We start from the raw sequence: 12,470 nt of genomic DNA, 5'->3' as shown, positions 1-12,470 counted from the left end.
TTGATAGGTCAGAGGTGGAAGCGTGGCGACATGTGTAGCTGACTGATACTAATCGATCGAGGACTTAACCAAACTTTAAAAGCGTAAGCTTTACTCAGCGAACTGTTACCTAGTTTTGAGAGAGCAATCTCTTGTCTGGTGGCGATAGCGAAGAGGTCACACCCGTTCCCATACCGAACACGGAAGTTAAGCTCTTTAGCGCCAATGGTAGTTGGGACTTTGTCCCTGTGAGAGTAGGACGTTGCCAGGCCAATAAAAAGACTAGTCATTCAATGACTAGTCTTTTTTGTTTCTAAAAATTACAGAGTGAATTTAACTTTTAAATTATGTTACACTATAGTGGATTCATTTAATTTTTTATTATAAAAGTTCTTTTTGACGTTGTAAGAAACTTCTTTCAAACTGGAGGCTGCATTTTGGGTAAGAAATCAAAAAAAGTACTATACGAATTACAGGAAAATGAAACAATCGCAAGTTGTTTAGATCGGATGAAAAAAGATGGGTATATGCCCGTTCGACGCATGGAAAAGCCTATCTTTGAAGAAAAAGAAATAAATGGTAAAAAAGAGTATGTTCCGGTAAAGCAACAGATTATTTTCGAAGGGAAAAGTCTCTAAATACGAACATTTTAATGATAAAAATAGTAAATATTCGATTTTTAGGTTGACTTTTTTCCGGTTTGGCTGTTATTATTAAGTTGTCAATTGAGATATCCGAAACCTCATATAATAGTGGGAATATGGCCCACGAGTTTCTACCCGATGACCGTAAATCATTGGACTATGAGGAGAGTACAATTACTAAATAGGTAAACATGATTCCTTTTCAAAAGGAATGTTGATACATGAAACCTAGGGTGGTTGTGGCTTTCCTTTAGTGAGCCATAACTTTACCCTAGGTTTTTTTATAACGTGAAAAAGGAGCTTTTATTCATGAATGTAAAAGTTGCTGTTGTAATGGGCAGTCAGTCAGACTGGAGTACTATGAAATATGCGTGTGACATTTTAGATGAATTAAATATTGAATATGAAAAGAAAGTTGTATCAGCACATCGAACGCCGGATTATATGTTTGAGTACGCTGAAACTGCTAAAGAACGAGGGATTAAAGTTATTATTGCTGGCGCTGGTGGCGCTGCTCACTTACCTGGTATGATTGCTGCAAAAACAATTTTACCTGTAATAGGTGTACCGGTTAAATCAAGTAACTTAAACGGTTTAGATTCACTTTTATCGATTGTTCAAATGCCAGGCGGCGTACCGGTAGCTACAGTAGCTATTGGAAAAGCTGGTTCTACGAACGCTGGCCTGCTAGCAGCACAAATCTTAGCAACACAGGATCCAACGTTAAGTGATCAACTTGAAAATCGTAGAGAGTCTATTAAATCATCTGTGTTAGAAAGTAGTGATCAACTTGTCTAATTTACTTATACCTCCTGGTAAAACAATTGGAATCGTAGGCGGTGGACAGCTAGGAAGAATGATTGCACTATCTGCTAAAGAAATGGGTTATTACATTGCAGTGCTTGAACCAACAGAAGATTCTCCTTGCGGTCAAGTAGCAGATATTAAAGTCATTGGCAACTATGATGATAGAAAAGCGGTTGAACAGCTTGCTGAAGTGTCAGATGTCATCACCTATGAATTTGAAAACGTTGATGTTGAGATGATGAAATGGCTAGAAACAAAATGCTACGTGCCACAAGGCAGTCATTTACTAGCCATCACACAAAATCGTCGTTTAGAAAAAGAAATGATTACAAAGCTTAATCTAGACGTTCCTGATTACTCAATCGTTACGACTGAAGAAGAACTTTTAAAAGCTGTCGAAACAATTGGTTATCCATGTGTTGTAAAAACTTGCCGAGGCGGATATGACGGTAAAGGGCAAGTTCTAGTGAAAAATGAGAATAATATTCGTGAAGCAGCTGAGCTATTAGCACAGTCGGAATGCATTGTAGAACAATGGATGAACTTAGATAAAGAAGTATCAGTTATTGTACACCGCAATGCAAAAGGCGAAACGGTATGTTTACCAGTAGCTGAGAACATTCATAAGCATCATATTTTGCACCAAACGATTGTTCCGGCACGTATTACAGCAGATCAAGAAGCGAAAGCTCTTCAATATGCGCAAGAAATAGCAAAAGGATTAGATTTAGTTGGTACATTAGCAGTTGAAATGTTCCTAACTGAAGAAGGTCAGCTTTATATAAATGAAATGGCACCTAGACCTCATAATTCAGGTCATTATTCAATCAATGCTTGTGATCTTTCTCAATTTCAGCAGCATGTAAGAGCCATTTGTAACTGGACCCTAGCACAGCCGACTTTATTAAAACCTGCTGTTATGGTTAACCTATTAGGGGAACATATTGAGAACACAATGGCAAAAATCGAATGTTTAGATGATATGCACTTGCATTTGTACGGAAAAAAAGTTGCAAAAGAGAAGAGAAAAATGGGACATATCACGGTATTAGCTGATAAGATAGATGAGGCGATAGAAAAAGCCGAATCTCTAGGAATTTGGGAAAGAACGGAGGACGTAACAACATGATTGAACGTTATACAAGACCAGAAATGGCAGCTATTTGGACAGAAGAAAATAAATTTAAAGCTTGGTTAGAAGTTGAAATTCTAGCTTGCGAAGCATGGTCAGAATTAGGACATATTCCGAAAGAAGATGTAAAGTTAATTCGTCAAAATGCATCTTTTGATATTAACCGCATCAATGAAATTGAACTAGAAACGCGTCATGACGTAGTAGCTTTCACTCGTGCAGTATCTGAAACGCTTGGTGAAGAGCGCAAGTGGGTACACTACGGTTTGACTTCAACTGACGTAGTTGATACAGCTCTATCTTATTTATTAAAGCAAGCTAATGAAATCTTGCTAAGTGACGTAGAGCGCTTTGTAGAAGTACTAAAGGAAAAAGCTCAAGAACATAAGTATACGGTTATGATGGGACGTACGCACGGTGTACACGCTGAGCCAACGACATTTGGTTTGAAAATGGGATTATGGTACGAAGAAATGAAGCGTAACCTAGAGCGTTTAAAACGTGCTGCAGCTGAAGTGGAATTCGGTAAAATGTCAGGAGCAGTTGGAACGTTCGCTAACATCGATCCTTTTGTTGAAAAATACGTATGTGAGAAGTTAGGAATTTCACCAGCACCAATCTCTACGCAAACATTACAGCGTGACCGTCATGCACACTATATGTCAGTACTAGCGTTAATTGCGACATCTATTGAGAAATTTGCAGTAGAAGTTCGCGGTCTTCAAAAGAGTGAAACACGTGAGGTTGAAGAGTACTTTGCAAAAGGTCAAAAAGGATCATCTGCAATGCCTCATAAACGTAATCCAATCGGTTCTGAGAACGTAACGGGACTTGCTCGCTTAATTCGCGGCTATATGGTTACAGCTTATGATAATGTACCGCTTTGGCATGAGCGTGACATCTCTCATTCATCGGCAGAGCGTGTCATCTTACCTGATGCAACGATTGCTTTAAATTACATGTTAAATCGTTTTGCAAACATTGTTAAAAACTTAACAGTATTCCCTGACAATATGAAGCGCAACATGGATCGTACACTAGGATTAATTTACTCACAGCGTGTACTGTTAACACTAATCAATAAAGGCATGGTACGCGAAGAAGCATACGACTTAGTACAGCCAAAAGCAATGGAAGCATGGGAAACGCAAGTTCCTTTCCGTTCTTTAATTGAAGGCGAAGAGCGCATTACTCGCCACTTATCACCAGAAGAGATTGAAGATTGCTTCGATCATAAGCACCATTTAAAAAATGTAGATATGATCTTTGAACGTTTAGGTCTTTAATAAAAAAGGCAAGGCACGTCCTTGCCTTTATCTAAGAAAGTGTATCTGAATATTCTGTATGTAGAGGTGACAGCATGGAAAAGCAAGAGTTACTTTATGAAGGAAAAGCGAAAAAAATTTACGCTACTGATGAGCAAGATGTATTGTGGGTTGCTTATAAAAATGAAGCTACAGCATTCAACGGTCAGAAAAAAGCGGAGATTAGCGGAAAAGCACAGTTGAACAATCAAATTAGTAGTTTACTATTTTCAATGTTACACGAGCAAGGGATTACAACTCACTTTGTGAAGCAGCTTTCAGATCATGAACAAGCGGTTAAGAAAGTAGAAATTGTCCCGCTTGAAGTTGTTGTACGAAATGCTACAGCAGGAAGCCTTGCGAAGCGAATTGGCGTAGAAGAAGGTATTCGTTTTGAACAGCCAATCGTTGAACTTTATTACAAAGACGATGCGCTTGGTGATCCATTAATTCTTGCAGAACATGCGATTTTCCTTAAGGCTGCAACTCAAGAAGAGATTGATAGTTTAAAGGCACAAGCACTTCAAATCAACGAAATATTATCGAAATTTTTCAAAGATAAAGATATTTTCTTAGTAGATTTTAAATTAGAATTCGGCCGTACTTCTCAAGGCGACATTATTTTAGCGGATGAAATTTCACCTGACACTTGCCGCTTCTGGGATGTTCATACGAACGAAAAATTAGATAAAGATGTATTCCGCAGAGATTTAGGCGGTTTAACAGAAGCATACGAAAAAATCTTACAGCGAATCGGAGGATAACCCACCCATGTATAAAGTAAAAGTATTTGTCACATTAAGAGAAAGTGTATTAGACCCTCAAGGAGTAGCCGTTAAAAATTCATTGCACCGTATGTCTTATGAAGAAGTAGAAGAAGTACGCATCGGTAAATTTTTAGAGCTAACAATCGACAGCACAGATTCATTAGATGAACGCGTAAAAGAAATGTGTGAAAAGCTTTTAGTTAATACAGTAATTGAAGATTACCGTTACGAGGTTGAGGAGGTTGTCGTACAGTGAAATTTGCTGTAATTGTTTTTCCAGGATCAAACTGTGACGTCGATATGTATCATGCTATCAAAGATGAGCTTGGTGAAGAAGTAGATTACGTTTGGCACGATACAGAATCATTAGATCAATATGATGGTATCTTGCTTCCAGGTGGTTTCTCATATGGAGATTACCTTCGTTCAGGTGCTATCGCTCGTTTCTCAAATGTAATGGACGCTGTAAAAAAAGCAGCAAGCCAAGGAAAGCCAGTACTAGGTGTATGTAATGGATTCCAAATTTTATTAGAAGCAGGATTACTGCCAGGTGCTATGCGCCGTAATGAAAACTTAAAATTCATCTGTAAAACAGTGAATTTGAAAGTAGCTAATAACGAAACAATGTTTACAAATGCTTATGGCAAAGATGAAGTAATTGCTATTCCAGTGGCACACGGTGAAGGCAACTACTATTGTGATGAACACACGTTACAAAAATTGATTGAAAACAACCAGATTCTTTTCCAATACGCAGGTGATAATCCAAACGGAAGTCTTCAAGATATTGCAGGGATTACGAACGAAACAGGCAACGTATTAGGAATGATGCCTCACCCAGAAAGAGCGGTAAGCGATCTTTTAGGAAGCGCGGACGGACTTAAATTATTTCAATCAATCGTAAAGCAGTGGAGGGAACAAAATGTCGTTACTTCTTGAACCAAATGTAGAGCAAATTAAAGAACAAAAGTTATATCGAGACATGGGATTAACAGACGAAGAGTTTGCGAATGTAGAGCAACTGCTTGGTCGTACTCCTAATTATACAGAAACAGGCTTATTCTCTGTTATGTGGTCAGAGCACTGCAGTTATAAAAACTCTAAGCCTGTACTGAAAAAATTCCCTATCACGGGTGAAAAAGTATTACAAGGTCCTGGTGAAGGAGCTGGTATCGTTGATATTGGTGACAACCAAGCCGTTGTATTTAAAATCGAAAGTCATAACCATCCATCAGCGATTGAACCTTATCAAGGAGCAGCAACTGGTGTAGGTGGTATCATTCGTGACGTCTTTTCAATGGGAGCAAGACCGATTGCACTTTTAAACTCTTTGCGTTTTGGTGAATTAACATCTCCAAAGGTTCGTCATTTGTTTGAGGAAGTAGTAGCGGGAATCGCAGGTTACGGTAACTGTGTAGGAATCCCAACAGTAGGCGGAGAAATTCAGTTTGAAGCTTCATATGAAGGAAATCCGCTTGTTAACGCTATGTGTGTGGGTTTAATTAATCACGAAGACATTCAAAAAGGTCAAGCTAAAGGCGTTGGCAACACGGTTATGTACGTAGGAGCAAAAACAGGCCGCGACGGCATCCACGGCGCAACATTTGCTTCTGAAGAACTATCTGATCAGTCAGATGAAAAACGTCCTGCTGTACAAGTAGGAGATCCATTTATGGAAAAACTTCTTCTTGAAGCTTGCTTAGAACTTATCAAGTGTGACGCTTTAGTCGGTATTCAAGATATGGGTGCTGCGGGCTTAACAAGTTCTTCAGCAGAGATGGCAAGTAAAGCGGGTTCTGGTATTGAAATGAACCTTGATCTTGTACCTCAGCGTGAAACAGGTATGACACCATATGAAATGATGCTTTCAGAATCTCAAGAGCGCATGCTTATCGTTGTTGAAAAAGGCCGTGAAAATGAAATCGTAGAAATCGTAGAAAAATACGGATTAGAAGCTGTTTCAGTTGGTCATGTAACCGACGATAAGCGCCTTCGTTTAACTCATAACGGAGAAGTAGTAGCAGATGTTCCTGTAGATGCATTAGCAGAAGATGCACCGGTATACCACAAGCCATCTCAAGAACCAGCATACTATCGTGAGTTCCAAGAGCAGTCAGCATATGCTCCTACTGTTGAAAATTACAGTGATATGTTAGTAACACTTTTAAAACAGCCTACTATTGCAAACAAAGAGTGGGTTTACAACCAATATGACTATCAAGTACGTACAAACACAGTTGTATCTCCTGGATCTGATGCGGCGGTTGTTCGTGTACGTGATACAAATAAAGCATTAGCGATGACAACAGACTGTAACTCTCGCTATTTATACCTAGACCCAGAAGTAGGCGGCCGTATTGCAGTAGCAGAAGCTGCTCGTAACCTTGTATGTTCAGGTGCCCAGCCTCTTGCAATTACAGACTGCTTAAACTTCGGTAACCCTGAAAAACCAGAAATCTTCTGGCAAATTGAAAAAGCAACAGACGGTATGAGCGACGCTTGCCGTGAGCTATCGACTCCGGTTATCGGCGGTAACGTATCTCTTTACAATGAAACAAAAGGTGAAGCAATTTACCCAACTCCTGTTATCGGAATGGTTGGTTTGATCGACGATCTCAACCATATTACAACTCAATATGCGAAGCAAAGAGATGACTTAATCTATGTGATTGGTAAAGCTGAAGCAGAATTCGCAGGTACTGAGCTTCAAAAAGTACTAGAAAACGGTACGGTATTTGGGCATTCACCTAAATTAGATTTAGCAGTTGAAAAAACACGTCAAGATCAGCTTCTTCAAGCAATTCGTGAAGGTGCAGTTCAATCTGCTCACGATATTGCAGAAGGAGGATTCGCGGTAGCCCTAGCTGAAAAAGTGATGAACGGCAGCGGATTAGGTGTGGACGTAACGGTAGACGGCGAAGCAACAGCAGAGCTATTCAGTGAAACACAATCGCGTTTTATCGTAACGGTTTCTCCAGAGAATAAAGAAAAATTCGAAATGCTTGTACAAGATGTAACATTAGTAGGACGCGTAACAGAAGACGCAACATTAACTGTTAAACATCAAGAAAATGTTCTTGTTCAATTATCAGTTGAAGAATTAACTACTGCTTGGAAAGGAGCGCTTCCATGCTTGCTGAAATCAAAGGCTTAAACGAAGAATGTGGCGTATTCGGTGTATGGGGACATGAAAATGCAAGCCAGATTGCTTATTACGGTTTGCATAGCTTGCAGCACCGCGGACAAGAAGGCGCTGGTATTGCTGTAACAGACGGAGAAAAAGTGACAGTAATGAAAGGTGTCGGTCTTGTTAACGAAGTATTTGGCCACGGAGAGTTAGAGCAACTAAACGGTAAAGCAGCAATTGGACACGTTCGTTATGCAACAGCTGGAGGCGGAGGGTTTGAAAATGTTCAACCCCTTCACTTCCGCTCTCATAGCGGAAGCCTTGCGTTAGCTCATAATGGAAACTTGGTTAATGCAAATGCATTAAAGCATCAGCTGGAAAACCAAGGGAGTATTTTTCAATCAACATCGGATACAGAAGTACTTGCTCATTTAATTAAACGAAGCGGCTATGAAGATATGAAAGATAAAGTAAAAAATGCTTTATCAATGGTTAAAGGCGCATACGCATTCGTTATCTTAACAGAAGATACGATGATGGTTGCACTTGACCCTCACGGATTGCGTCCGTTATCAATTGGACGATTAGGTGATGCTTATGTAGTAGCTTCTGAAACATGTGCGTTCGATATCGTTGGAGCAGTTCATGAGCGTGATGTAGAGCCGGGTGAATTACTCATTATTAACGATGAAGGTATTCAATCAGAACGTTTCACATTAAATGTAAACCGCGCAATTTGCAGTATGGAATATATTTATTTCTCAAGACCAGATAGTAATATTGATGGAATCAATGTTCACTCTGCTCGTAAAAACCTTGGGAAACAACTTGCAGTTGAGTCACCGATTGAGGCAGACGTTGTAACAGGCGTTCCTGATTCAAGTATTTCAGCAGCGATCGGTTTTGCAGAACAGTCAGGAATTCCATACGAATTAGGTTTAATTAAGAATCGATACGTAGGCCGTACATTCATTCAGCCTTCACAAGAATTGCGTGAACAAGGTGTAAAAATGAAGCTGTCTCCTGTACGTAAAATTGTAGAGGGTAAACGTGTTGTCATGGTAGATGATTCTATCGTTCGCGGCACAACAAGCCGTCGCATTGTTCGTATGCTTCGAGAAGCAGGAGCAACTGAAGTACATGTACGCATCAGTTCACCCCCTATCAAAAATCCATGTTTTTATGGAATTGACACGTCGTCATCCTCTGAGCTAATTGCTGCTACGCGCTCTGTTGAAGAAATTCGTGAATTGATTGAAGCTGATTCACTTGTTTTCTTAAGCAACGAAGGGTTAGTAGATGCAATCGGCAGACAGTATGAAGGCAACGGCGGACAGTGTATGGCATGTTTCACTGGAAAGTATCCAACTGAAATTTATCCAGATACTGTACACCCTCATGAAAAGGTAACTTGTTAGTTTTAACGTAAAAAAGGAGTGACAACATGTCATATTCATATAAACAAGCTGGAGTTGACTTAGAAGCAGGATATGAAGCTGTTTCACGTATTAAAAAGCACGTAGAACGCACTGCTCGTGCAGGTATTATGGGAACAGTCGGCGGCTTTGGCGGAATGTTCGATTTATCTACATTGAATTTAAAAGAGCCTGTTCTTGTTTCTGGTACAGATGGAGTAGGAACAAAATTGAAACTTGCTTTTCAGATGGATAAGCATGACACAATCGGTGTGGATGCAGTGGCCATGTGTGTAAACGACGTTTTAGCACAAGGAGCAGAGCCTCTTTACTTCTTAGATTATATTGCTTGCGGGAAAGCAGTTCCTGAAAAAATTGAATCGATTGTAAAAGGAATTGCAGACGGCTGTGAACAATCCAACTGTGCGTTAATTGGCGGAGAAACAGCTGAAATGCCAGGTTTATACGAAGAAGATGAATATGATCTTGCAGGGTTTACAGTAGGAGCAGTAGAAAAGTCAGAAATTATTACTGGAGATGAGATTAAAGCTGGACAGCTGTTAATCGGTATTTCATCTAGCGGTATCCACAGCAATGGCTACTCTCTTGTACGTAAAATCGTTGATGATCAAGGATTAAATCTTCAAGAAACTTACGCTGGTTTTAACGAAAAGCTTGGAGTTGAGTTATTAACACCAACAAAAATATACGTGAAGCCGGTCCTAAAAGCATTACATGCAGCTAAGATTGCAGGTATGGCTCATATTACTGGAGGCGGATTTGTTGAAAATATCCCTCGTATGCTTCCTGAAGGTTTAGGTGTAGAAATCGATTACGGTTCTTGGCCAATTCCATACGTGTTTGATTTCCTTGAAGAGCAAGGCAAGCTAGACCGTAAAGAAATGTTCGAAGTATTCAACATGGGAATCGGATTTGTTTTAGCTGTTGAACCTGAAGATATGAATAAAGTCATTGAAGCAATTGAAAACGAAGGCGAAAAAGCATTTGTTATCGGACGTGTCAAAGAAGGAACAGGTGTTGAATTTGCTGGAGGGACGTTTGCATGATAAATATTGCAGTGTTTGCTTCTGGAAACGGCAGTAACTTTCAATCCGTCTACGAAGCGACTCAGTCAGGTCGATTAAAAGCAAATATCGCGCTTGTTGTTTGCAATAAACCCGATGCATACGTAATTGAACGAGCAAAAGCATGTGGAATACCATGCTTTGTTTGTTCGCCTAAAGACTATGAAAATAAAGAAGCGTATGAAGCAGCAATTCTTGCAGAGCTTACATCAGCTAAAGTAGAATTTCTTGTTTTAGCAGGATATATGCGATTAGTTGGTTCGACGTTGCTTAAGCCATACAAAAATCGTATTGTTAATATTCATCCGTCGCTTTTACCTGCATTTCCTGGGATTGATGCTATTGGTCAAGCTTTTGATGCAGGAGTAAAAGTGATTGGAATTACCGTGCATTTTGTAGATGAAGGAATGGATACAGGACCAATTATTGATCAGCAGGCTATTCGCATTGAAAAAGGCGATACAAGAGAAACAGTCGAGGCCCGCATTCATGAAATTGAACATCAATTTTATCCCGCGGTACTAAATGAATTATTTGAACAAGCCGCAGTTAAATAAATAGGATGTAACCTTGTCAAAAAAGTTTTAATCCTTTACTATGGTAGAGTAGTAGTGAAAGAAAGATTTTAAATGAGAGATCGGATCAGGAGGAGTTTACAAAATGACAGCAAAACGCGCACTTATTAGCGTATCTGATAAAGAAGGTATTGTTTCATTTGCACAAGAATTAAAGGACTTAGGAGTAGAAATTATTTCAACTGGCGGTACAAAACGTACGCTAGAAGAAAACGGCATTGACGTTATCGGAATTTCTGAAGTAACTGATTTCCCAGAAATTTTAGACGGTCGTTTAAAAACATTGCATCCTAACGTTCACGGTGCTTTATTAGCGTTACGCGATAACGAAGAGCATCAAGCACAAATGAAAGAGCATAATATCTCGCCAATCGACTTTGTAGTTGTAAACTTATATCCATTTAAAAAGACAATTGAAAAAGAGGATGTAACGCTTGCTGAAGCGATTGAGAATATTGACATCGGTGGACCTACAATGCTTCGTTCAGCTGCGAAAAACTATCGTTCTGTCTCAGTTGTAGTAGATCCAAGCGATTACGCAACCGTAGTAGAAGAGTTAAAAGCTGATGGCAATGTTTCATTTGAAACTAATCAACGATTAGCAGCAAAAGTATTCCGTCACACGGCAGCTTATGATGCATTAATCGCTGAATACTTAACAAACATTACAGGTGAAACAACTCCTGAGAAATTAACAGTAACGTATGAGCGTGTTCAAGGCTTACGATACGGAGAAAATCCGCACCAACAAGCTTCTTTCTATAAAAAGCCGTTAACACAAAAAGGTTCTATTGCAACAGCTACGCAGCTCCATGGAAAAGAGTTATCATACAATAATATCAACGATGCAAATGCAGCTCTTCAAATCGTAAAAGAATTCAAAGAGCCGGCTATCGTAGCGATCAAACATATGAATCCTTGCGGTGTAGGTGTGGGTGAAACAATTGCTCAAGCTTATCAAAAAGCATACGAAGCGGATCCTACATCTATCTTTGGCGGTATCGTAGCAGCTAACCGTCCTATCGACCGTGAAACGGCTATTCAGTTAAAAGAAATTTTCTTAGAAATCATCATTGCGCCTGCGTTCGATCAAGAAGCATTAGATGTATTAACAGCTAAGAAAAACCTTCGTTTACTAACGATAGAGCTTGATGAAAAAGCAGAAAAAGAAGCTTTCTTAACATCTGTAAAAGGCGGCGTTCTTGTTCAGGATGAAGATGTGTTCGGATTTGATGATGCAACGATTACTGTTCCAACGAAACGCGAGCCAACAGAAAAAGAGTGGGCAGATTTAAAATTAGCATGGAAAGTTGTTAAAAATGTTAAGTCTAATGCTATTGTACTTGCAAAAGATGACATGACAATTGGCGTAGGGGCTGGTCAAATGAATCGTGTAGGCGCTGCAAAAATTGCGATTGAACAAGCTGGTGAAAAAGCACAAGGTTCAGCTTTAGGTTCAGATGCGTTCTTCCCAATGGGCGATACAGTAGAAGCAGCAGCTAAAGCAGGAATTACAGCGATTATTCAGCCAGGCGGATCAATTCGTGATGAAGAGTCAATTGCAAAAGCAGATGAATACGGCATTGCAATGGTATTTACAGGCGTAAGACATTTTAAACATTAATGAGGTGAAGA

Annotated in this window: 12 protein-coding genes, 1 rRNA gene and 1 riboswitch; all 13 genes read left to right on the top strand. The window is 39.6% G+C overall.

The window, feature by feature from the left end; translation table 11 throughout:
• Positions 1–134: 134 nt before the first annotated feature.
• The 13 genes from rrf (at position 135) to purH (ending at position 12,459) form a co-directional block, all read left to right on the top strand.
• A 5S ribosomal RNA gene (gene rrf / locus ACFX4G_RS20435) occupies positions 135–250 on the top strand.
• 166 nt (positions 251–416) lie between these two features.
• Positions 417–617, top strand: coding sequence for an NETI motif-containing protein (locus ACFX4G_RS20430; protein WP_043975822.1), 201 nt, complete (start codon positions 417–419; stop codon positions 615–617).
• 84 nt (positions 618–701) lie between these two features.
• A riboswitch (purine riboswitch) is annotated at positions 702–803 on the top strand.
• 129 nt (positions 804–932) lie between these two features.
• Entirely contained in the window at positions 933–1,421 is a 489-nt protein-coding gene (gene purE, locus ACFX4G_RS20425) for a 5-(carboxyamino)imidazole ribonucleotide mutase (RefSeq protein ID WP_013055034.1), read from the top strand.
• Positions 1,414–2,559, top strand: coding sequence for a 5-(carboxyamino)imidazole ribonucleotide synthase (purK, locus tag ACFX4G_RS20420; RefSeq protein ID WP_043975820.1), 1,146 nt, complete (start codon positions 1,414–1,416; stop codon positions 2,557–2,559). Before purE ends, purK begins: the two co-directional genes overlap by 8 nt.
• Positions 2,556–3,848, top strand: a complete 1,293-nt coding sequence (gene purB / locus ACFX4G_RS20415) for an adenylosuccinate lyase (protein ID WP_013055036.1) — start codon at positions 2,556–2,558, stop codon at positions 3,846–3,848. Before purK ends, purB begins: the two co-directional genes overlap by 4 nt.
• Before the next feature lie 74 nt (positions 3,849–3,922).
• Positions 3,923–4,630, top strand: a complete 708-nt coding sequence (gene purC / locus ACFX4G_RS20410; protein WP_013055037.1) for a phosphoribosylaminoimidazolesuccinocarboxamide synthase — start codon at positions 3,923–3,925, stop codon at positions 4,628–4,630.
• Positions 4,631–4,637: 7 nt separating this feature from the next.
• Positions 4,638–4,889, top strand: a complete 252-nt coding sequence (purS, locus tag ACFX4G_RS20405) for a phosphoribosylformylglycinamidine synthase subunit PurS (RefSeq protein ID WP_013055038.1) — start codon at positions 4,638–4,640, stop codon at positions 4,887–4,889.
• Positions 4,886–5,572: a phosphoribosylformylglycinamidine synthase subunit PurQ gene (gene purQ, locus ACFX4G_RS20400; RefSeq protein ID WP_013055039.1), complete on the top strand. Its 687-nt coding sequence runs from the start codon at positions 4,886–4,888 to the stop codon at positions 5,570–5,572. The genes purS and purQ overlap by 4 nt, the downstream gene beginning before the upstream one ends.
• Complete coding sequence (gene purL, locus ACFX4G_RS20395; RefSeq protein WP_377576473.1) at positions 5,556–7,787, top strand: phosphoribosylformylglycinamidine synthase subunit PurL; 2,232 nt, start codon at positions 5,556–5,558, stop codon at positions 7,785–7,787. Before purQ ends, purL begins: the two co-directional genes overlap by 17 nt.
• Positions 7,763–9,178: an amidophosphoribosyltransferase gene (purF, locus tag ACFX4G_RS20390; protein ID WP_013055041.1), complete on the top strand. Its 1,416-nt coding sequence runs from the start codon at positions 7,763–7,765 to the stop codon at positions 9,176–9,178. The genes purL and purF overlap by 25 nt, the downstream gene beginning before the upstream one ends.
• Before the next feature lie 26 nt (positions 9,179–9,204).
• On the top strand, positions 9,205–10,242 hold the full coding sequence (gene purM / locus ACFX4G_RS20385) for a phosphoribosylformylglycinamidine cyclo-ligase (protein ID WP_013081441.1): 1,038 nt from the start codon (positions 9,205–9,207) through the stop codon (positions 10,240–10,242).
• Positions 10,239–10,817, top strand: coding sequence for a phosphoribosylglycinamide formyltransferase (purN, locus tag ACFX4G_RS20380; RefSeq protein ID WP_162215160.1), 579 nt, complete (start codon positions 10,239–10,241; stop codon positions 10,815–10,817). Before purM ends, purN begins: the two co-directional genes overlap by 4 nt.
• Positions 10,818–10,920: 103 nt before the next feature.
• Positions 10,921–12,459, top strand: a complete 1,539-nt coding sequence (gene purH, locus ACFX4G_RS20375; protein ID WP_013081443.1) for a bifunctional phosphoribosylaminoimidazolecarboxamide formyltransferase/IMP cyclohydrolase — start codon at positions 10,921–10,923, stop codon at positions 12,457–12,459.
• Positions 12,460–12,470 lie beyond the last annotated feature (11 nt).

Origin of the sequence: Priestia sp. YIM B13486 (assembly GCF_042787865.1) — a bacterium.
Lineage (GTDB): Bacteria > Bacillota > Bacilli > Bacillales > Bacillaceae_H > Priestia > Priestia megaterium.
This window is presented reverse-complemented; position numbering and strand designations above follow the sequence as displayed.

Bases quoted from the DNA above. Each gene is read 5' to 3' on its own strand.
- purC (WP_013055037.1), top strand. From the start codon at position 3,923: ATGGAAAAGCAAGAGTTACTTTATGAAGGAAAAGCGAAAAAAATTTAC.
- purL (WP_377576473.1), top strand. From the start codon at position 5,556: ATGTCGTTACTTCTTGAACCAAATGTAGAGCAAATTAAAGAACAAAAG.
- purB (WP_013055036.1), top strand. From the start codon at position 2,556: ATGATTGAACGTTATACAAGACCAGAAATGGCAGCTATTTGGACAGAA.
- purH (WP_013081443.1), top strand. From the start codon at position 10,921: ATGACAGCAAAACGCGCACTTATTAGCGTATCTGATAAAGAAGGTATT.
- purF (WP_013055041.1), top strand. From the start codon at position 7,763: ATGCTTGCTGAAATCAAAGGCTTAAACGAAGAATGTGGCGTATTCGGT.
- purN (WP_162215160.1), top strand. From the start codon at position 10,239: ATGATAAATATTGCAGTGTTTGCTTCTGGAAACGGCAGTAACTTTCAA.
- purS (WP_013055038.1), top strand. From the start codon at position 4,638: ATGTATAAAGTAAAAGTATTTGTCACATTAAGAGAAAGTGTATTAGAC.
- purM (WP_013081441.1), top strand. From the start codon at position 9,205: ATGTCATATTCATATAAACAAGCTGGAGTTGACTTAGAAGCAGGATAT.
- purE (WP_013055034.1), top strand. From the start codon at position 933: ATGAATGTAAAAGTTGCTGTTGTAATGGGCAGTCAGTCAGACTGGAGT.